The sequence below is a fragment of the Spartinivicinus poritis genome, assembly GCF_028858535.1.
GTDB classification, from domain to species: domain Bacteria; phylum Pseudomonadota; class Gammaproteobacteria; order Pseudomonadales; family Zooshikellaceae; genus Spartinivicinus; species Spartinivicinus poritis.
This window is the reverse complement of the sequence record NZ_JAPMOU010000047.1, coordinates 1-21738: the sequence shown is the minus strand read 5'-3', so window position 1 is coordinate 21738 and position 21738 is coordinate 1. Positions and strand designations below refer to the sequence as shown.

General features: G+C 39.5%; 20 protein-coding genes. 12 read left to right on the top strand and 8 right to left on the bottom strand.

What is annotated here, in order from left to right; genetic code table 11:
• Positions 1–258: 258 nt before the first annotated feature.
• A complete protein-coding gene (locus tag ORQ98_RS23590; protein ID WP_274691278.1) occupies positions 259–1815 on the top strand; it encodes an ATP-binding response regulator in 1557 nt (518 codons plus the stop codon).
• Positions 1816–1820: 5 nt separating this feature from the next.
• Here ORQ98_RS23590 and ORQ98_RS23585 read toward each other — a convergent pair whose 3' ends face one another.
• Both ORQ98_RS23585 and ORQ98_RS23580 read right to left on the bottom strand, forming a co-directional pair.
• Entirely contained in the window at positions 1821–2192 is a 372-nt protein-coding gene (locus tag ORQ98_RS23585) for a hypothetical protein (RefSeq protein ID WP_274691277.1), read from the bottom strand.
• 244 nt (positions 2193–2436) lie between these two features.
• On the bottom strand, positions 2437–3657 hold the full coding sequence (locus ORQ98_RS23580) for an RtcB family protein (protein WP_274691276.1): 1221 nt from the start codon (positions 3655–3657) through the stop codon (positions 2437–2439).
• Between the two features lie 223 nt (positions 3658–3880).
• Between ORQ98_RS23580 and ORQ98_RS23575 the strand changes: the two genes are divergently transcribed.
• Positions 3881–4531, top strand: coding sequence for an HD domain-containing protein (locus tag ORQ98_RS23575; RefSeq protein ID WP_274691275.1), 651 nt, complete (start codon positions 3881–3883; stop codon positions 4529–4531).
• 177 nt (positions 4532–4708) lie between these two features.
• On the opposite strand, the gene ORQ98_RS23570 is transcribed toward ORQ98_RS23575, so the two are convergent.
• The gene (locus ORQ98_RS23570; protein ID WP_274691274.1) at positions 4709–5290 is read right to left on the bottom strand and encodes an NADPH-dependent FMN reductase; all 582 of its coding nucleotides are present in this window, start codon (positions 5288–5290) and stop codon (positions 4709–4711) included.
• A 219-nt stretch (positions 5291–5509) separates the two neighbouring features.
• Between ORQ98_RS23570 and ORQ98_RS23565 the strand changes: the two genes are divergently transcribed.
• Positions 5510–5881 carry a GFA family protein gene (locus ORQ98_RS23565; RefSeq protein WP_274691273.1) on the top strand — a complete coding sequence of 124 codons (372 nt, stop codon included), beginning with the start codon at positions 5510–5512 and terminating at the stop codon, positions 5879–5881.
• Between the two features lie 50 nt (positions 5882–5931).
• On the opposite strand, the gene ORQ98_RS23560 is transcribed toward ORQ98_RS23565, so the two are convergent.
• Positions 5932–7167 carry an MFS transporter gene (locus ORQ98_RS23560; RefSeq protein WP_274691272.1) on the bottom strand — a complete coding sequence of 412 codons (1236 nt, stop codon included), beginning with the start codon at positions 7165–7167 and terminating at the stop codon, positions 5932–5934.
• A 274-nt stretch (positions 7168–7441) separates the two neighbouring features.
• On the opposite strand from ORQ98_RS23560, the gene ORQ98_RS23555 reads away from it, so the two are divergent.
• The 3 genes from ORQ98_RS23555 (at position 7442) to ORQ98_RS23545 (ending at position 10004) form a co-directional block, all read left to right on the top strand.
• A complete protein-coding gene (locus tag ORQ98_RS23555) occupies positions 7442–8053 on the top strand; it encodes a hypothetical protein (protein WP_274691271.1) in 612 nt (203 codons plus the stop codon).
• Positions 8054–8403: 350 nt separating this feature from the next.
• On the top strand, positions 8404–8982 hold the full coding sequence (locus tag ORQ98_RS23550; protein ID WP_274691270.1) for an HD domain-containing protein: 579 nt from the start codon (positions 8404–8406) through the stop codon (positions 8980–8982).
• A gap of 368 nt (positions 8983–9350) precedes the next feature.
• Entirely contained in the window at positions 9351–10004 is a 654-nt protein-coding gene (locus ORQ98_RS23545) for a GntR family transcriptional regulator (RefSeq protein ID WP_274691269.1), read from the top strand.
• A gap of 73 nt (positions 10005–10077) precedes the next feature.
• Here ORQ98_RS23545 and ORQ98_RS23540 read toward each other — a convergent pair whose 3' ends face one another.
• On the bottom strand, positions 10078–11661 hold the full coding sequence (locus ORQ98_RS23540) for a BCCT family transporter (RefSeq protein ID WP_274691268.1): 1584 nt from the start codon (positions 11659–11661) through the stop codon (positions 10078–10080).
• 470 nt (positions 11662–12131) lie between these two features.
• Between ORQ98_RS23540 and ORQ98_RS23535 the strand changes: the two genes are divergently transcribed.
• From ORQ98_RS23535 to ORQ98_RS23525, 3 genes are all read left to right on the top strand, one after another.
• Positions 12132–12917 carry a substrate-binding periplasmic protein gene (locus tag ORQ98_RS23535; protein ID WP_274691267.1) on the top strand — a complete coding sequence of 262 codons (786 nt, stop codon included), beginning with the start codon at positions 12132–12134 and terminating at the stop codon, positions 12915–12917.
• Positions 12918–13032: 115 nt separating this feature from the next.
• Positions 13033–13824 carry a substrate-binding periplasmic protein gene (locus ORQ98_RS23530; protein ID WP_274691266.1) on the top strand — a complete coding sequence of 264 codons (792 nt, stop codon included), beginning with the start codon at positions 13033–13035 and terminating at the stop codon, positions 13822–13824.
• A 26-nt stretch (positions 13825–13850) separates the two neighbouring features.
• Entirely contained in the window at positions 13851–14372 is a 522-nt protein-coding gene (locus ORQ98_RS23525; RefSeq protein WP_274691265.1) for a GNAT family N-acetyltransferase, read from the top strand.
• A 70-nt stretch (positions 14373–14442) separates the two neighbouring features.
• Here ORQ98_RS23525 and tesB read toward each other — a convergent pair whose 3' ends face one another.
• The 3 genes from tesB to ORQ98_RS23510 are packed head-to-tail and all read right to left on the bottom strand — an operon-like array spanning position 14443 to position 16864.
• Positions 14443–15300: an acyl-CoA thioesterase II gene (gene tesB, locus ORQ98_RS23520; RefSeq protein ID WP_274691264.1), complete on the bottom strand. Its 858-nt coding sequence runs from the start codon at positions 15298–15300 to the stop codon at positions 14443–14445.
• Positions 15301–15326: 26 nt separating this feature from the next.
• Positions 15327–16004, bottom strand: coding sequence for a tRNA (guanosine(18)-2'-O)-methyltransferase TrmH (gene trmH, locus ORQ98_RS23515; protein ID WP_274691263.1), 678 nt, complete (start codon positions 16002–16004; stop codon positions 15327–15329).
• A 38-nt stretch (positions 16005–16042) separates the two neighbouring features.
• Positions 16043–16864: an SDR family oxidoreductase gene (locus ORQ98_RS23510; RefSeq protein ID WP_274691262.1), complete on the bottom strand. Its 822-nt coding sequence runs from the start codon at positions 16862–16864 to the stop codon at positions 16043–16045.
• A 136-nt stretch (positions 16865–17000) separates the two neighbouring features.
• On the opposite strand from ORQ98_RS23510, the gene ORQ98_RS23505 reads away from it, so the two are divergent.
• The 3 genes from ORQ98_RS23505 (at position 17001) to ORQ98_RS23495 (ending at position 21527) form a co-directional block, all read left to right on the top strand.
• On the top strand, positions 17001–17819 hold the full coding sequence (locus ORQ98_RS23505; RefSeq protein ID WP_274691261.1) for a M90 family metallopeptidase: 819 nt from the start codon (positions 17001–17003) through the stop codon (positions 17817–17819).
• Positions 17820–17874: 55 nt separating this feature from the next.
• Positions 17875–19869 carry a hypothetical protein gene (locus tag ORQ98_RS23500; protein WP_274691260.1) on the top strand — a complete coding sequence of 665 codons (1995 nt, stop codon included), beginning with the start codon at positions 17875–17877 and terminating at the stop codon, positions 19867–19869.
• Between the two features lie 1040 nt (positions 19870–20909).
• A complete protein-coding gene (locus ORQ98_RS23495; RefSeq protein WP_274691259.1) occupies positions 20910–21527 on the top strand; it encodes a hypothetical protein in 618 nt (205 codons plus the stop codon).
• Positions 21528–21738 lie beyond the last annotated feature (211 nt).

The window sequence follows — 21738 nt, the reverse complement described above, 5'->3', positions numbered from 1 at the left end:
CAACTGTTTGTTACCACTGCCAAGCAATTATAACCGCAAAAATAAGACAACAACGATATTGATTGTGCTAGCTGCATTAAATGATGCATGGCTATACCCCCTTTGGCTACAGCCTTCACTAGCACCCCCAGATGATTAAAAGTGTCCCTATTAACAGAAGATGGCAAACATTTTAGCTGAGAAGAGGTTGCAGAGCTCCTCAATCATGAAGCACAATCAAGCTATCTAGCCAAAGAATTATAGGAATGATGGCTTTTTATGATTGCAACTAACCCAAATAGTGTGCATGCAGAGCAAGATATCGCTGAAGATAAAATTTTGTTGGTTGATGATAATCCCACCAACTTACAGCTATTATTACAAACCTTGAATGGCCGAGGCTACAAGCTTCTTGTAGCTAAAAACGGTGAAAGCGCACTTAAAATTGCTCAAAAAAACAAACCTGCATTAATTTTACTAGACATCATGATGCCTGGCATTGATGGCTATGAAGTTTGCCGACAGCTTAAGGCCGATGCTGAGACTAATGGCATAACAGTTATTTTTCTATCTGCTCTCGATGAAACCAAAGACAAGGTAAAAGGGCTCAATCTAGGTGCCGTTGACTTCATCTCTAAGCCATTTCAACCAGAGGAAGTACTGGCCCGAGTTGCTACTCAGCTTAAAATTCATCGACTAGAACGCGCGCTATCTGAAAGAAATAAGCAGCTAGAAGCTGATAATCAGCGTATTCTGGAAGCCATGACTGAAGGCATTTTTGGCCTAGACCAGAAAGGCTGTATCACATTTGTCAATGAAGCTGCGAACCGGATGACTGGGTTTAGTGAAGACGATTTGATTGGAAAAGAGCTTATCAATATCCTGCTTAAACCAAATGACCCTGATACTGTTCCTATTCTCAAAACCTTACAGGATGGTTCAGAACAACACATAGAAGACGATGTGTTCTGGCACCATAATGGCCATCACTTCCCGGTTACCTACTCAGTCACGCCAATCAATACCGATCACCACCCTTCTGGTGCAGTTGTAGTATTTAAAGATATTACTGAACGCAAGCAAAATGAAGAAGCACTGCAAAAGGCGCTAGATGAACTACAAGAGCAAAAAGAGCGCCTTACCCATGTTTCCCGGCTAAGCACTATGGGAGAAATGGCTGCAGGGTTTGCTCATGAAGTTAACCAACCATTAACTGCCATTTGTAATTATGCCCAGGTGTGTAACCGGATGATTCAGCGTGATCCTTTAAATAAAGAATCGCTTTCTGAAGCGCTGGAAAAAATTGGCACCCAGGCCAGACGGGCAGGAGACATTATTGCCCGCATCCGTAGCTTTGTGAAAAAGCCTGCTCACTGCCTTGAGAAAGTTGACTGTAATAAATTAGTCAGCGATGTAGTCAAATTGGCAGAAGTAGATGCTCGCAATAACAACATGGAAATTCACCTCGATCTTGCTGATGAATTACCTCTCATTGAGGCCGACCCAGTACAAATACAACAGGTTGCTCTTAATTTGATCCGTAATGGTATGGAGGCTATGGGAGATCGAGAAACCCGCGATATAGGGGTTTGGGTTAAAACAGAGTTGGATAAAAGCCATCAATTTGTCAAAGTATCTGTTATTGACCGTGGCCACGGGCTAACAGAGGACGCTGCGGATAAACTGTTTCACCCCTTCTTTACCACAAAAAGTTATGGCATGGGGATTGGCCTTTCTGTTTGTGAGTCGATTATATCGACCCACGGAGGTAAGTTACGATTTGAAAACAACCCAGAAGGTGGCGCTATTTTTTATTTTACTGTCCCCACAGTTTAAGCCTGTTATTTTATGCCTAAGGCACTGGGTTTAACAGGTTTCATTAGCTGGTCTACCTCTACATATTTAATATAATGTAGCTGTTGTAGACTGCTGATGGTATCTTCAAGCTCAGTCTCGCTTGAAGCAACCACACAAATAATTAACCCTTTCTCTTGAAATGGACGAATAATTTGCAGCTGTTGCTGCCCAACCATACCTGCGACGTTATCTAACATTTGTGGGCTTTGGCGATCCTGCAACGTTTTAAACATCACAATCAGTCGAGCAGTATCTTGACTGGATAACGAGCAGCTGTGCCCTGCGATAGCTTGCCCTACTGACATTTGAATAGCGACAAATACGATACCAACTAATAAGATTACTTTGCGCAACATGGGCTATTTCCTTATAAAGGGTACCTCTAATGATAGAGGTATCTATAAAACAATTGATGCATAAGCAGTCCTGATTATTTCACAAGGAAAAGTGATAGCCAATGCAACCACTATTATCGCCTAATGCCTATCTGACACCTAGATGTATCAATATATTTACAGGTATTGCAAGCCAAATACCTTTTTCCTAAAAAAAGATATTTTATAAGCAGATATCGCTAAAAAGGCTATTTTTTCCAATTAACTAGCCTTTAACACACACCACTTGCTTTAAGGTATGGACGATTTCTACTAAATCTTCCTGAGCCTTCATTACCTTTTCAATGGGTTTATAAGCAGATGGTGTTTCATCAATCACATCCTTATCTTTACGGCACTCAACACCTTTGGTTGCAGCTTCATGTTCGGCCATTGTCACCAGTTTTTTGGCTTTAGTTCGTGACATAACACGCCCTGCACCATGGCTACAACTATTAAAACTTTCCGGGTTCCCTAGCCCTCTTACAATAAAGGATTTTGCTCCCATGCTGCCTGGAATAATACCTAATTGTCCCTCTTTAGCAGAAACAGCTCCTTTTCGAGTCACTAATACATCTTTACCATAGTGATGTTCTCTAGAGACATAATTATGATGACAATTGACAGCTAACAACTCTGCTGAAAAATGTCGCTGTAATGTTTGTTGAACTGCATGAATGACTCGCTTCATCATGACTTGTCGATTAGTAAAAGCATATTGTTGCGCCCACTCGACGGCTGCGACATATTGTTCAAATGACTCACTGCCTTCTGATAAATAAGCCAAATCCCTATCGGGCAAGTGAATATGCCAGCGCTCCATTTCTTGTTTGGCTTTTTCAATAAAATAAGTGCCAATTCGGTTGCCAACGCCTCTAGACCCACTATGCAGCATAAACCATACGCTTTCAGCTTCATCTAAACAGACCTCAATAAAGTGGTTGCCTGTACCCAGCGTACCTAAATGATTAATGTTATTGGTTTGCTGCAATACATGATGCTGCTCAGCTAATAGCTCAAAAGGTTTCTTTAATGGCTGCCAGGCATGTGCGACATCATTTGGTATTTCTCCCCAAGCTCCTTTATCTCTGCCTTTTCTGGCTCGCGCAGATCTTCCATGAGGGACAGCCACTTCAATTGCATGTCGAATGCCGTATAAATTATCAGGCAGGTCAGCAGCAACCAAGCTGGTTTTAACAGCCATCATCCCACAGCCAATATCAACACCAACCGCTGCAGGAATAACCGCTCCAAACGTAGGTACTACACTGCCAATAGTCGCGCCTTTACCTAAATGAACATCAGGCATTACCGCTACCCATTTATGAATAAAGGGCAGACTGGCAATATTATGTAACTGTTGTTTAGCCGCTTCTTCAAAAGGCAAACCACGAGTCCATGCCTTGATGGGAGACTGACCTTTTTGATGGATAACTTCGTATGACATAATAAACTTCCAATAATCGAGATAATTGCTTGCCAGCTGGTTGCTGGTTGTTACTGATTTAAACTTACTGAAAACACTTTTAAGGTTTCCTACAGCATGCACCATGCCAACAATCACACAAAGATCTAAGTCATTGATTTTATTTGACTTATGACATTGACTCTACACACCTTCTATCACAACAATATCTATTTAGATAGATCAATTATCCATAAAGATACATATGAATAACAATCTGCTTTATGACTATTGGCTCAGCTATACCCAACCCTCCCATTCCAAGCACACCGTAGTTGCGGAAAAAGCTCTCAAAAAGCTAGTTGGGCAATATCGCCAACCTTGGCGGCACTATCATACGCTGAAGCATATTGAGCAGATGTTGTCACTCTTTCAACAGTATGAGTCATCTATCAGCTCGCCACCAACAGTATTTTTTTCTATCTGTTTTCATGATTATTACTATTTACCCTGGCGGAAAAACAACGAAAAACGCAGTGCCATAAAAGCCATAAAGGAACTTGAAAAACTTCATTTAGGTTCACTTAGCCATGATGTTGAACACATGATTTTAGCAACTGAAAAACACTTACCAAGTGCAGATCTATTTCCCATCAATAAAACAGACACTGAATTATTATTAGACTTTGACTTAGCCATACTGGGTAGCCAATGGGTAAACTATCTACACTATTGCCAACAAATAAGAAAAGAATATTGGTTTGTACCCCAAAATAAATACCAAGCTGGTCGAAAACAAATATTAATGAATTTTTTAACCCGAGAAAGATTGTATTTTAGCGAACAGTTTTTTGCCCAACTAGAACAACAGGCTAGAGAGAATATTCAGCGAGAAATACAATTATTAAACCAGTAATAATGCCTTATGTGCCCAATATACTCTTCGCGAATATACCCTTCACGAATGATTTCTAGGTATTGTTATCTTCATTCCTAACCACCAAGGATGGTGTGAAGGCAGTTTATGCCTGGTGGAATGGATACCACCAAATAGCGCAAGGCAGGAGCAATAAACTCCCTTCACCCCAGTCATTTAGTTTATTAACTTCTTAGCCATATCAACCACATTACGCCCCAATTGAAGTGCCGTTTCTTGTTGTTCACTATTAACTAGGTTACCTTGCTCATCAAATGCTTCATACGCCTTACTCAACGCTAATTGTTTCGGCAAAGTAATACAGCCCAGCCCATCCAGAATAAACCGAACATTAGGTAATGCCCTGATACCCCCCAACCCACCAGGTGAAGCACTCATCAAACTCACGATTTTACCTTCAAAAGCAGCCAGTGCAGGCTCACCAGAAGAAGGTCGAGACAACCAATCAATCAGATTCTTTAGTGCTGCTGACATCCCTCCATTATACTCAGGGCTGGCTAATAAAAAACCATCACTCTCAGCAAACAATTGGTGCAATTTTTTAGCATTTTCTGGAGCACCGCTTGCTTGCTCATCGTCTTGATTTAAAATAGGTAATGGATAATCCACTAAATCAATAAAAGTAACCTCAGCACCTGCTTGCTCGGCTCCTTTTGCAGCTACTTGAACCAGCTTTTTATTAACTGATTCTTTCCGCAAACTACCAGCAAAGGCTAGTAACTTTGGTTTGTTTTCCATTATATTTCCCCTTAACTTTAACTATACTCTTTATTTTTACACCTAAAAATAATTCATGGTGGGTATACTATTAGCTTTACTGATTTTTTATAAAAGTATCCACTAATAGTAGAAAGGTCAACCTACATGACTACTTCCTTATCAACATGTAGAAATTCTAATTGGTTACTAGTTATTGTATGCTATTAATAATAGTACATAAAAATTAATGGAGTAATAATGGAAATAAAAACAGGTTCCTGTCACTGCGGCAAAGTCATATTTCAGGTTGAATTAGAAAATGGGCTTGAAGAACTTAGACGGTGTAACTGTTCACTATGCCGTCGCAAAGGCGCTATCGTAGCCAGCGTGCCACTTGACAAGTTAACCGTTACCAAAGGAGCAGATAACCTAAGCCTTTATCAATGGAATACTAATACAGCCAAACATTATTTCTGCAAAACCTGTGGTATTTACACTCATCACCAGCGCCGCAGCAATCCTGCTCTGTATGGCGTTAATGTGGCATGCCTGGAAGGAGTTAATCCATTTGATTTAAAAGACATAGCCACTGCTAATGGGGCTGGTCAGTCTCTGGTAGAAAAAAATTAAATTTGCTAACAGCCCGTCAGGCAGCGCCTTTCAGGGCCTTAGTTTTCCGCTCATTCTGGAGAAGGTTTCATCCTTATAAACCAAAATGAGCTCATAATTAAAAGCACTGCACAAACAATCCAAACCAGGGTGATACTATATTGTTCTGCAATAAAACCAAAAACTGTTGAGGATAGAACACTTCCCCCAGTTAATAATAAAGAATAGACTGAAAGTGCCGCTGAGCGATGATTATTATCAGTATTGGTACTAATAATGACCCTTGCTGAACTAACCCCCAGGGTAAATAAGAAAAAGAATAATAAATAAAAGCTAGCAAAACTGGTTAAGCTACTTGCAAAAGCTAACATTAATAACACTAGTGCAGCCAAAAAACGGCTACCAAACAAGAGAAACCGATGAGACTGTTTTAGGATTTTCAACAATAATGGCGCTACTAATGCAGATACTCCAGCAACAATGAAGTAACCACTGGATACAACCCCAAATATCCAAATACTATCTTGATCGACACTTAAAACACTTTTTAACTGAGGCTGCCAAAACGCTTCTATCGTTGACAAGGTAATACCGTAAAAAATAGTGGCAAATGAAAGCCACTTTATTACATCATGACTCAAACAAAATTTAAGTGCACCTAATGAGCGGTTTGCAACTGTTTCTTTTACTGCTTGAACCTCTTTCACTGTTTCTTCAATAAATAGAAATGTAAATACAAGTAGCAAGCCATTAAAAATAATATTGACCAATAAAATAACATCATACTCACTCTGAAAATTTAATGTGCTTTGTAACCATTCCCATTCAGGCAAAACACCCCCCGACAAAGAGCCAATCGCTAAACCAGCAGTGACAGCAAACACCACATAAGAGGTAGACTGGTGAAAATCCATATCACCTTCTGCTTTAGTAAAAGCATCATAAAACCAGGCATCTAACGTGCCAGAATACATTGCCCTGGCTAACCCTAATAAAGCAACACCCAATAAAATTAGTGGAAAACCATTCGCGATCAATACAACACCAATACCAATACTATTAATGACTAATGAAAGTTGATATACCAGCTTTCTACCATATTGATCTGCAACCCCACCTAGCGGCAACTCAAAAATTGCTGTACTACCAATCCAAACAGCCATAATTATGCCTATCTCACTTAAGCCTAATTCCCTGGTTTGAAAAAGCAATACAATGACAGGTAAAATAAGCCCAAAGGCAGCCCAATGTAAAAGTTGGTGAGCACAATATATCGTTGTTATATTTTTCTTGGTGTATTGCTTCATGACTAACCTACTACGCTTTATCTAATAAATTATAAATTCAGCGAATAATACCCGTTTATTGACAGCTAATAACAGTACTGTATCAACCAAACTTTTTTAGAGATGCCTTTCAACTAATTGACTATTTTTACACCTAATATAAGAAATAGTCGATAATTAGCACTGCTAGACAAAGGTATTATTTACTATTTGGTTTTGGTTCAGTTACCTTTCCCCCAATTTATAGGTTTATACAATCACCCGCCTAACTTGGCAGCAGCTAAGGAATAAACCCATGATCAAATTAAAGCGCTTACTAACAGCCGTTTTTTCTTGTTTGTTTTTAATACCATTTTATACAGCACAAGCCGCTCTTATTACGCCAGACTCTGCTACTGCATCAGGAATGACTTTTGCCGTAGGCTCAGCTAATGGTTTTATTGATGGTAATACCAGCAGCCAGGTATATGTTAACCCTTATAAAGCAGGTGCTTATATTGAATTTAATTTTTCAAATTACTATCTAAGCGACTCAATCCGCCTCTATAATGACTATGCAGTCAACGACGATAGTATCATTACATTTAATTTAGCGTTTTATAACGACACTAGTCTGGTTGCTTTAGAAGAAGACCTGTTATCCCCCACTGCTGTAGACACTCATGATATTGCTTACTCAAATACAGTAGGACCATTTAATCGAGTTCGGTTGTTTCCTATAGAAACTCAACTTCCTAATCGTTTTCAGATCAGAGAAATTCAATTTAGTGCAACAGAGGCAACCTCTATTTCAGAGCCACCACTCGCCTTATTGATGTTCATGGGGTTAATACCATTAATCCAAAGGCAACAGATAGCCCCTGTCTGCCTAAACCTGTTTATCAAGGTGAAAGCGCTTAAGAAATAAAAACTAATAGAAAAATTCCATCCTCTACCTACCTCAAGTTAATTCACCACTCGCTCTATTCCTTCATATTGTTTACGAATTTATTTCGACACGGTGCAGAGTCATACAGCACCTTGCAATACTACGTTCCCAAAGCAGGTACTTACACCAAATTGTCGACAGAATACTGTTTGACAAAAATTCATGTACAGGTATGATGACTGTTAGGCTGCATCAGTGCTTTCTTAGCAATACAACAACAAACAAATGAAAAAAGAAGTAAAGAACTGAAGAAAAAAGAACAAATACCAAAGCGCAGCAAGAGAGCTAAGAAAAGAAAACAGACAATAGAACAAAAAGAAGGAGTCACCATGAAAACCGTTAGCTTTACACGCTTGAGCGATGGCACCCGTGAAGAGTTTGAATACCTGGATAGCTTAGAAGAGAAGTTTCGAGCAGGCTTGCCTGACCGTATAATAGAAGCATTAAAGCGACTGGAATTCACTTTAGGTGGCTATCCGATTAATCGCCTTGAACACTCCTTACAGTCTGCAACACGAGCGCTTAATAATGGAGAAACTGAAGAGATGATTATGGCGGCACTGGTTCATGATATAGGTGATGATTTAGCGCCTTGGTCTCATAGCGAAATGGCAGCCGCTATTCTCCGCCCGTTTGTGTCTGACAAAACCTATTGGATAGTTAAGCATCACGGTGTTTTCCAACTTCACTATTATGCTCACCACTGCGGTGGAAACCCTAATGCTCGTGATGCTTTTAGAGACTCACCATGGTTCGAAGACTGTGTTCATTTCTGTGAGGAGTATGACCAAAATTGCTTTGATCCTAACTACAACTGGAAACCTCTATCTTTCTTTGAGCCAATGATTCACCGCTTCTTCAGCTCCCCCCAACAAGCTGATCATGAATATACTGCTCGTTATGGTTAATTAATAGCTCAGGTGCTTAACAGGGCTCTAACCCGAATATTTCATCATTCCACAGAGAAAATCCATGTAGCCCAGTGAAATCAAGGCCTTTAGCATTGGATATATCTAGCAAAATATCCGGGTTAACTCCTCATTTACTAGAGTCTGGCTGATATAATATTAGTTTTCTCCTTAAAGCATCTGTTCCCTACTCAATACCTTCTGGCCTACACACTATATTTCGATAGAAGCATTGGGCTATAGCCTATACAATTCTACTCAAGAAAATTGACAGTTACCCTAGTAATCCCGGTAAGTACTGACAATCACAAGTATTGTATAAAATATTTTTAAGATGGCCTCAGCTTTCATATAGACCAGGTTATTGAATGATGTTTTCAAAACAAAGCCTTGAAGAGCAAGCAGTTGAGTATTTAAGAGAAAAAATTCTTTCTGGTGCTTATCCTACCGGCGAAAAACTGGTGGAGAGTAATCTTGCGAAAGATTTAGACTTATCTCGAACAACAATCAGGATGGCCCTTAACACCCTGGCGAACGAAGGTTTAGTAATTCAAAAGCCATACGCTGGCTGGCGAGTTGTGTCTTTTACTGAGCATGACCTTTGGGAGATATATCACTTAAGAGTTGCTTTGGAAAGTAAGGCTGCTGAAATGCTGGCAGAACAAATAACAGAAGAAAAAAGCAGCGAACTTAAAAGCTTTTTTGAAAAATACACTCATTTGTGCAAAACGCAGCCGGACAACCTTGAAGAAATTTGCAGATATGATCTAAAGCTACATCAGCTAATTGTATCGTTAAGTGGTAGTCAACGACTGGCGCGGATGTACAGCAGTGTTTTGAATCAACTGTTAATATTTATCAAAATGACCCACCTGGATTTCGATGCACAGGAAAGTGCAAATACTCACATTAAGTTAATTAAAGCAATTTGCGAAGGAAATTCTCAGTTAGCAGGCAAACTAGCCAAAGAGAATGTCACCACTTTTACAGAACTGGGCAAAAAACTACAGCAAAATAGCTAGTAAATTAACCAGAGCTTGCTAAGTGAAAGGCGGGTTGCCTTTCCTAGCAAGCCAACACAGTACAAGGAGCCCGTCAGGCAGGCTCAGAAATAGTTTCGTTTGATTTAGCAGCGGACTCTTGTAGTATTGCCTCAACTGTTTTATGTCCATAATCAGTTTTCAGCCACTTAATAAAACCATAAACCATATAGCCAAGAATAAAGCTTAAAGGAATAGAAGTTACGATGGCACAGGTTTTAATAGTATTTAAAGGGGCTTCAATAAACAACATTGCCAATGGCACAGCAGCCAACATGATACACCAAAACAATCTATTGATAGGTGATGGATCTTCCCCCTCTTTCAGACCTCGGGTAACGGTAGAAGCCATAGTAAATGCCGCAGAATCTAAGGTAGTTGCTAAAAACAATATAGAAATTGCAGCAAATAGTACTATGAATATTGCACTCATAGGCAAGGTGTTTAGTAACTGCACAATAGCAGGATTGCCTTGACCAGCAGCAACCATCCCTGCCACATCAACTAACCCATTGATATTGGCATGTTGTGAAAAGTTACCAATAACTCCAAAGAAAAAGAAACAGCCTGCACTACCACTCACTAACATATTAGTAATGACTGCACGTATAGTACGCCCTTTTGAAACCTTAGTAATAAACAAGGCAACGAATGGCGTATAGGTAATCCAATAGAGCCAGTAAAAAATTGTCCAGCCTTCCGGGAAACCACTGCTTTCAACTGGATCAGTCCATAGGCTCATTTTAATAAAGTTTTGAAACATAGTACCCAAGCCATTTACGGTAGACTTGGTTATGTATAGCGTGGGTCCAATAATAAAAACCGCTAGGCAAAATCCAAGAGCAAGGTATGTGTTCACACTGCTAATTCGTGCCATTCCCTTAGCAATACCAACGTATGAACTTAAAGAAAAGATCGCTGATATAAACAGAATAATACCTAAGTTCATCCCAAAACTGGGTTTAATACCGATAATAGAAGATAGTATTTCTGCCACCATAGGTACAGAAACCCCCAGCGTTATAGACAACCCACCAAAACAGGTGAAAATAAAAATTGTATCAATTAATCGGTAAAGCCTTCGCCACATAGGGGTTATCTCTTTGTTCCCCCTCACCGCAGAACAAACTGCCGACAAGCTCAAACCAGGATTTTTGCGTACATGAAAGTGATAGGCAACAGGTAATGCTGCAATACAATAAGTAGACCAGGCACTAACCCCCCAGTGGAATAGGTTATAAGCCGTACTAATTTCATAGGCTTCAGTTGTGCCTTTTTCGATTCCTAATGGTGGTGATGTGAAATAATAAGCCCACTCAGCAAACGCCCAGTAAACAGTCGCAGAGCCTAAGCCTGCACAAATCATCATTGCCACCCAGCTAAAGGTGGAGTATTCAGGTTTAGAACTACCTAAACGTATATTTCCATATTTACTAAATCCAAGTATGACAAGAAACACTACAGCAAAAAAAACAATAAGCAGTATTGGTGCACCAAAAATCATCGTTAATAAATTAAAAATATAATTTGCTCCCGATTTACCAGTCTCAGGAAACAAAGTGAGGATAGCTACAATGGTACTGACAGTCATCAGGCTAGTGGCAAGTAATAATAAATCTAATTTTTTTGTTGTTATCATAAGTCTCTCCTTCTTGTGTTGAAACTTGCAACACAAGGCTAAAAGGATCGCATCAGCTTAAGGGCCCTCTAATAAGAAATTGTTTGCTGTCTCTGGCCTTCTGGTAAACACACAATCCAGGTGTTGCTTTGAAGGCATGCTGGCAGCCTGTTGAAAAGCAATAACACCTAGTGGTCCTTAGCCAATGATTATATTGGATCTACCTATCTAAAATTCTTGGCACTGAATAAAGCTAAATATTGACTAAATTGGTTCATTGCATACTCCTTATATATGTCGACTGTTTTTAGAATACTGCAGATTGTATGACAACAAATATCGAATGTTAAGCAAATATTTATGCATGACGTTTTCAGACCCTATTATTAGTCTGAAACTGTTTTAACTACGCAATGGAGATAACGCTAGGATTTGGGATGAGGCTATATCTATACTAAGTGCAAACGCACCAGAGAGTTTGAGAGTGCAATGTGAAGCTATTAGCAATCGTTGTTTTTAGTGCCTTTTGGGTGTTACATCCAGCAGCAAATGCTAATGAAACTGTACGCCTTTCTAATGGTGAGTGGCCACCATTTATGTCAGAACACTATAAACACTATGGTGCAGCCTCTGATATTGTGACTCAAGCATTCAAACTCCAAGGTATCGAAGTGCAATATGGCTTTTTCCTTTGGGATAAATCCCTTAAGCTCGCACAAACAGGTCAGTGGGATGGCTCACTCATTTGGACTTGGAATGAAGAACGAGAAAAGCTCTTTTTGTATAGCAACCCAGTTATCACTTTACGAACAGTGTTTTTTCATCGAGTTGACACTGTTTTTGATTGGAAAGACTGGAACGATTTACAAGGTAAAACCGTTGGCGCAACCAAGGGTTACTATTATGGCGAAGATTTCAAGAAAGCAGAAGAAGCAGGAATTATATCCGTTATACGCCAACCAACAGATATAGCTAATTTTAAAAAGCTACTGCTTAGAAAAATTGATTTATTTGTGATTGATACAGAAATTGGTTATGAAATATTAAATGTACGTTTTCCAGTAGGTATAAAAAACCTAATCACTAATCATCCTTTACCTGCCAGAGAAACCAGCTTTCACCTTCTTATCTCTCGCAAAATCAATCGGGGAACTGACTTAATATCAGCGTTTAATACTGGCCTAAAGGAATTAAAAAAGAATGGAATGTATGAGCAGATATTAGACAACGTTATCATGGGAACATACCGCCCAACATCAAATAAACCTTCTAATTGATCTACATCATCTTTTTCTCTATACCCTATATTATGGGTAGTAGTTTTAAATAGCCTATACTTTACTCACCACATAGACTATCCATCGGTATTGATAGAATGATTTAGAGCTGAACATGATATTATGTAGTCTATTTAGAGCAAAAACTACTACTCTTATTTTTTTTACCTGTTGGTGTAGCTTATTTTCTCAAGCAGAAGAAGTTATTCGAATCACCAATGGTGAGTGGCCACCCTTTATGTCCCAAAACTATCGTCATTATGGTGCTGGCTCGCATATCGTATCAGCCGCATTTGCTCTGGAAAATATTAAGGTTGTCTATAGCTTTTATCCATGGAAAAGAGCAATGAAACAAGCGAAGGAAGGCAAATGGGATGCAACCTTATTATGGGGTAAAAATGAAGAACGGCAAGAATATTTTCTATACAGCGACCCTGTTTTAACCCTTCGAACGGTTTTTTTTCATAGAAAAGATATGCCTTTTGACTGGAAGGTTTGGGATGACCTAAAAGGTTATACACTAGGTGTTACCCGCGGCTATTATTATGGAGAAGGGTTGAAAAAAGCCATCGAGAGTAATATTTTTGACGTTCATATTGCTAATACAGATGTAATTAATTTGAATAAACTCTTAGGAGGTCGAATTCAACTGTTTGTAATAGAGCCTGAAGTTGGCTATGAGCTATTAGCTGAGCACTTCTCTGGTAGCAGTACAGACTTGCTCACCAATCACCCCCGCCCAATACGTGAAGCTTACTGGTATTTATTAATATCAAAAAAAAGTCCTAAAGCACGGTATTGGTTAGAAAAGTTTAATAAAGGACTTAAAGTATTGACTCTTAATGGCAAGCTTGATCAAATCATGGAAGACGTATTGTTAGGAAAATACCGCCCTGACAATAAATAATCAAACAATACACTTATTATTCAGCTATGACACTCGCCATTACAACCCCAAGGCTACATATCCGCTGGTTAACAGAAGCAGATTCAAGCTTTATCTATCAATTATATAACACAGAGCTTTTTTTGAAATTTGTAGGAGATAAGCAACTTCATTCGATTGAAGCAGCCAGGCAATATCTGTTAAATGGCCCTATTGCTATGTATCAACGCATTGGCATCGGCCTTTATATGGTAGAAACACTTGAAGAAAATACTCCCATTGGTATTTGTGGATTAATTAAAAGAGATTTTCTTGATGATATTGATATTGGCTATGGATTTCTTCCTGAATACTTTAACCATGGCTATGCCTTTGAGGCTGCTAAAGCAGTGATTGATCATGCCCGAAATACATTAAAACTTAAACGGCTAGTCGCCATTACCTCACCTGATAACCAAGCCTCTATTAAACTGCTTAGCAAGCTTGGGCTAAGATTTGAAAAAAGCATTCAAGAAACCAAAGACTCCCCTGTTAACAGTCTATTTGGCTTGAACTTTAGAGAAAGTTAACTAAAAAAATAACTTACAAAGCCAGCAATTAGTTAAACTTTCTCACAGGCTAAATTACCTAGTAATAATATTAACGTTGCCGAATCAACCCTTCCTGAATAGTGGATGCAACCAGTTCACCTGCCTGGTTAAAAAACTGACCTCTTACCAACCCTCTTGCACCTGAGGCAGATGGGCTATCAATGGAATATAACAGCCAATCATCAAAACGAAATTTACGATGAAACCACATCGCATGATCAATCGTCGCAACCTGCATATTAGGCTGCCAAAAAGACACACCATGGGGCAATAATGCCGTGGTAACAAAGCTAAAATCAGAGGCATAAGCAAGCAAATATTTATGCACCCTTGGGTCGTCAGGCATTTTACTGATCGCTTTAAACCATACTTGGTGCTTGGCTTCGCGCTTTTCGGGAGCCAAATAATTAATAGGCGTTACTGGGCGAATTTCTATTGGCTGATCACAAGTGAATTTATCTCGTAAGCTTGCAGGAATTTTTTGCTTACAACGGCGAGCCATTTCCAGCTCTGAGATCAACCCATCCGGTGGGGCCACCTCAGGCATTGGCATTTGGTGCTCAAAGCCCTTTTCTTCTATCTGAAATGAAGCTGACATATTGAAAATTGGGCGTCCTTTTTGAATAGCCACCACTCGTCGGGTAGTAAAGCTTTTACCATCGCGAATACAGTCAACATCGTAAATAATAGGTTTTGATGCATCACCAGGGCGTAAAAAATAACTGTGAAAAGAATGCACAGACCGGCTTTCGGGCACAGTTTGTTTAGCGGCAGATAACGCCTGGCCCATGACTTGGCCACCAAATACATTAGGAAAGCCTAAATCCTGACTTTGGCCTCGAAACAGAGTTTCTTCTATTTTTTCCAGCTTTAATAAATTTAATAAGTTTTCAAGAACATTACTCATACTGATACCAGCTATCAACTTTATGATTAGTTATTTACCTTTGCATACCATTCCGACGGGTTAATCAATGTTCCCTGCTCGTCTAACTCAGGATAAGCCAGCCCTCGTTGGTCACAATACTCAGCCAGTTCAGGATACGCCCACTGAAATAAAGTCTGCTGATAAACACCCTGGTTTAGCCTGGTGTGTTTATATAGACCCGCTTGCTCACGCTGGCGTTGTGCTTCAGCCAAAATGACCGCAGCAGCAACTGATACATTAAAAGATCCCACCATACCTTGCATTGGAATCGTAATATGCTGATCAGCTAATGTTGCCGCAGTGGGACTTACTCCTTTTTTTTCAGCTCCTAATAACACTGCACAAGGCTGACAATAGTCAACATCTCGAAAGTTAACCGCCTGCTCGGAAAAGTGCGCAGCATAGATAGCATACCCCTGCTGTTGTAACTGCGTAATAGCATCCGTCACTTCATCATATAAGTTAACCTGTACCCAGCGCTGACTTCCACAAGCACGACCGCGAAAGTCCCGATAGCCTTCTTTAGGCTGGGTAACATGAATTTCATGAATTCCTACCGCGTCACAGGTCCTGATAATGGCGGATAAGTTATGGGGTTTATGTACCTGATCGGTTAATACAGTCAAATCAGGCTGCCGCAGATTTAATGTCTGTTGGTATTTTTGATAGCGTTCTGGTGTCATAAGATTGTAGTGGCTACTGCAAAATAGCAACATTTTACTTACCGCTGACCATTTACACCACTCATTTTCTCGGCAATATAACGCTCAAAAAATGAAGGAAAGAGCCGATATAAAAACCGTGCACTTTTATTGAGATTAGATAAAACCAACAGCCGCTTCCGCTGCAATGCTCCCTGATAAATCGCCTCAGCAACATCTACAGCCGAAGACAGTTGCCCCTGCCAGGAAAAAGTGTGGGTATCGATCCCACCATCACCTTGCAAAGCATTACGATTCAAGTCTGTAGCTGTAAACCCTGGGCAAACCAGCATGACATCCACTCCTTGTTCTGCCACCTCTAGTCGTAAGCAATCAAATAAACCATGTAGCGCATGCTTGCTTGCGTTATAGCCACTGCGATGCCACAAAGGAGCATACCCAGATACACTACTCATGGTGATTAATTGACCATGCCTTTCAAGTAAACTGGGCAGTGCTGCTTTCGTACAATGAACAGCCCCAAAATAGTTAACCTCCATCACTCGTCGTAACACTTGAATATCGGTATCAACAAAGGCACTACGATGGGTAATGCCGGCATTATTGATCAACACATCAATACCTGCAAAGTGATCAATAATATGATTGAAGACTTCATGTACTGACTGACAATCAGCAACATCACACTTTACACCCAACGCCTGGGTATTGAGACTTTCTAAATGATTGACCATGGTATCCAGCTCATCCTGGTTTAAGTCCAGCATGGCCACCCAAGCCCCCGCTTTAGCAAACCGCAAGCAAAGCTGCCTGCCAATTCCTGCACATGCCCCAGTAATCACTACTACTTTGTTACGGAAATGCCCCATAGGATTTGTCATAATTATCATTATTTCCTTTCAACAGGCCCTATATCAGGGTAGCAATAGCTGTCAGCCTTTTAAAAGCAAAAAAACACCCCATCTTCTTATCTATACCTAAACCAGAGATACCAAGTAGTGTTTATAAGGAACTAATATGTTACTAAGCTTTACCCTTGCTTCACTGCTACTTATTGGTGGATTAAGTTATTATTTACTGATTTATCCTCGCCAAAAGATTAAAAAAATTATCAACCAACCATTCCCCACTCAATGGCAACAATATCTACAGCGAAATGTTTCGTTTTACAAACAAGTACCTGACTCGATCAAACAGCGATTACATCAGTTAATTTTACTGTTTGTAGCACAAAAAAAATTTTATGGTTGTGCTGGCCTAACCATTACTGATGAGATAAAAGTTACCATCGCGGCTCAAGCTTGTTTGTTAGTGGTTGGCCGTCCTGATAATTGGTACGACAAACTGCAGTCTATTCTGGTTTACCCCGGTTCATTTCAGTTGCATGGTGAAAATACTGATGATATTCATCAGGTTTCCCCAGAAATAAGGTTGGGTGAATCCTGGCAAAATGGTCGTATTATTCTCTCCTGGCATGATGTGAAGTTCGGTGGTTTATATCCTGATGACGGTCATAATGTGACTTTCCATGAATTTGCTCATCAATTGGATACAGCCGATGGTTATGCTGATGGTTTACCACAACTGGCAATTAATCAGTCATATAGTGTCTGGACCCAGGTATTTGCAGAAGAATTTCACCGTTTAAGAGCAGCCGCACAAAACGGCAATAATAGTGTAATGGATTATTATGGCGCTACTAACCCCGCAGAGTTTTTTGCAGTTGCGACAGAAACTTTTTTTGAAAAACCTCATGCCATGGCCCATGAACAGCCGGAACTATTCGAACAATTAATTGGGTTCTATAAGTTGGACCCAAGAGAGTGGCAGCATTAACTATCCCCTAATATGCTATAGCTAAGCCAATAACTCTCACACAATGGATGTGTTTATGTTGCCCATTACCCGCGTCGTGTTATTTAAACATGGTGTTGCCTACTATCAACGTGATGGTCAGGTGACAGACAATGAAATAATTCAACTATCGTTTAAGCAGGAACAAATGAATGATGTGCTTAAAAGTCTAACCACACTTGATTTTAATGGTGGTACTTTTGGTGCACTTTCCTATGATAGTGAAGAGCCTGTTGATAAACGCTTAGCAGAGTTCAATATTAAAATTCCTAAAAAAGGTGCAATTACCAGCTTACTAGATCAACTGAAAGGGGTTAAGGTTAAACTCAACCATGACAACCAAGCTATTACCGGTTCAATCATTGGTATCGAAGAACTACCCATTGCCAATGACAACAATCTGTCAGTCCCCCACTTAGCTATTTATACCTTAACCAAGGGTATTGTTCATTACCGTTTATCAGCATTATCCGAAATCACAATTGAAGACCACTCAGTTCAAGAAGAACTTAATTCATTACTGGATATTTTTGCGGCCAGTTTAAATAAAGGCCAAAAACGCTTATCCATTTATACCGTGGGTAAAGGTGAACGGAAGATATCTATTACTTATGTCGTGGCAGCACCGGTTTGGAAAACCTCTTACCGTTTGGTATTACCAGACAACCAGTCTAATGCAGACAATTCCAATGACTCAGAAAAACAATTGACCATTTTACAAGGCTGGGCATTAATTGATAATACGACAGATGAAGACTGGCGTAATATTAAGCTATCATTGGTGGCAGGCTTACCCATTTCTTTCATTCATGACCTTTACACACCAAGGTTTCGGCAGCGCCCTGAAATTGCTGTTGAACAAGCCCCTGTCACAGCACCTCCACTGGTAGAAAGAGGCTACCAGTCAATGCTTGAAGAACCAGAAGCCATGCTAGACCTAGCAGGGGCTGATACGGAAGTATTTGCAGCAGCGGCTGCCGAGCCTATCGCGGCAGGTGCAGCTCCTGAACCTATAAGCAGAGCGAAAGCTTTTGAACAATCTATTAATATACAAACGCAAAATCAGGAAATGGGTGACTTATTTTCTTATGACATCACTCAGCCTGTCGATGTAGAACGTGGCCGGTCAGCATTAGTACCTATTTTACAGACCAATATGGCAGCCAATAAAATATTATTTTTTAATGCCGATATTCGAGATATCAATCCAATGTCTAGTATTTGTTTGCAAAATACTTCAGATCTTACTTTAGAAGGCGGCCCAATTACTGTTTTTGAAGGTGATAATTACGTTGGTGAAGCGATGCTAGGCACTATGAAAGCTGACAGCGAGCAGGTAATTCCTTATTCAGTAGAACTTGGCGTTACTGTCAGGAAAAAAATCACCACTAGCGAACGGCATTATACCCACGCAACCAAACAGAAACAGCTTATTATCAGGCATTATCGTGAAGAATATATTACTGAATATACGATAATCTCTACACTAAATGAAACAGCCACTCTTTACCTAGACCACCCATTTAGTTATGAATTAAGCGAACATACTGACGATTTAATTGAAACCACAGACAACTACTGGCGTTTTCATATACCCCTACCTGCTAAACAGCAAACCATATACCAAGTGGTTGAAGCTAAACGCAGTTACGATGCTATCCAAATTCCTAATATAGCCAACCAAGAGATTCAGGCTCTCAATCAATTAAAACTAATCTCTAGCGAAATTAAACAACAACTGGAGGTTATCGCCAATTTAGCCGCCGAAAAAACCAATTTAGCACAGCAACACAAACAACAACTAAATCAACTAAAGAAAATTGAAAAAGGTCAGGATAGGATAAGAAAAAATATTGAAGCATTAGGAAGTACCCCAGAAGAGTCACAGTTAAGACAACGCTACGTCAAAACTTTAAGTAACGAAGAAGATCAACTTGAAAAACTGTCTCAGGAAATGAATAAACTTGATAAAGCAGTCAGCAAAAAATCCGCTGAAATTGAACAAGCGATAGAGGAATTGAAGTTTGGTTAACTTTATGGTCAATATACAAACAACCACTGGGTTTGATAAGAGGAGTATAACCTATTTTGGTCGCTAACCGGCTGCTTGCTCTAGAAGCTGACGGTTATCCTAACTTAGCGATTACCCATAATGCCTACTAGATGACAGCACACTAGCTAGAAATAAGCAGAAGACACACCTTATAACAGAATGGGAAAATCAACCGCTGATAAAAAAATGTCAGTGATTTTTAATACAGAGACCTTTTCATATAAGTAGACTTTTACCAGAGTTACTTACTGCCGTTTTAACCATAATAGAGCACAGTAAGCCAGCGTTAAGCTGACTTCTTCTGTGCTATGTAAACCACTTTCGTTGCAGTATATCATCAACAATACTGTAGACACTTTTATGCAGCAATAGACCCATAGTCGCTTAGCCGTTCATACACTTGAGCAACTTTTTTATTACTTTTACTCAGCCCTAACTCATCAAAAAGTTTTTCCATTAAATGCTGGCTAAATTTCTTGCGTTTCCATGAGGCTATTGAAATATTTGTCTCCTTTTAACTGCAGATCTTCTAGTTTAAATAAATTCAGTGCTACCAATGAAGCATTCAAATGAGTATGAATGGCTTCTTTTTTGCGTGATCTGTGTTAATACGGCTTAGACAACCGCATTCTCGCAGTTGCTATCTTTGGTTCAACCTACCTCTATAAGACCAAAAACTGTCTACAGTATTGTAATATGTAAAGAAACGTAAAACTCTTTGCTTTCAGACAATAGCCACGCTATCAATTACCTTAAATTGGTATAATACGCATTCATACTATATAAAAGCATTATAACGAAAGATATCTCGAGGGCTTGATATTCAATCAGCAATTATTTGGCTAGGTGTCCCAAGTGTAACCGAGCCCATTTTGTTGTATATTTTTGATTTTTTTTGCGAAGCCAATATAAACAGTAAAGGAGCCTATTTCTATATGCCTTCCGTACTAGCAAAGCCTGATAATTAGTACTTACCGCATAGATTTATGTGCATTCACTTCTTTTAGGAGAATATTAATATGCTTAGAAATATATCTTTAAATTTTTTATTAATAGTAAAACTGCCATTAGTACTTGTTGCTACTCTAAGTTTTTCGGCTGTTTCTCAAGCCGCTAAAACTTGCCCATATTCCACTGAAAATAACTGGGGTACTTGGAGAAGCACCAGTGCTAGTTATGGTTGTCTCCATGGTCTATGGATATTCGACATAGGCGGTAAATGGGTAGACTCAGACGGAAACGAGGTGGATACGGTGACTCTCAAAATGGAAGCAGCTAGGAGAAAAAACAGTAATGATTCTACCAACCAAATTAAGCTAAATGGCTGGGTATATTCAACAGGCGCCGCACTTCCATCAAAACATAGCAACGCATTAAACGGTACAGCATTTCAGATAAAAGAGCTACGATATCCCTTTACTCAAAAGAAAAGATACACTGTTGCATTCAATGTTAGCGGTGATGGTACAATGTATTTATTTGATAGTTGCACAGGTAACTATCACATGGCTACTGTATATGAAACTATCACACGAGAAGTAAAATTATCAGGTTACAGTGAAAAAGGCTGTAATCTAACAGCTTATTTATATACTACTAGCCAACACACTAAAATTCTAAGCTACTCAATGAGATAAGAAAACAAACTAGGCCAATACCAATAGTATCTATTGTTTTATTCATGAAAATAATAGCTTAAAAAACTGCTATTACTCGATTCCGAAGTTTTTAATGCTTGACTAGCAGGATGAGGAAGACTTAAAGGGCTGGACTACAGGCATGGCTCCATTTCTTCGCCTAGCAAAGAACGATCAACACGACACCTGCAGACCAGTTATGGTGTAGTAT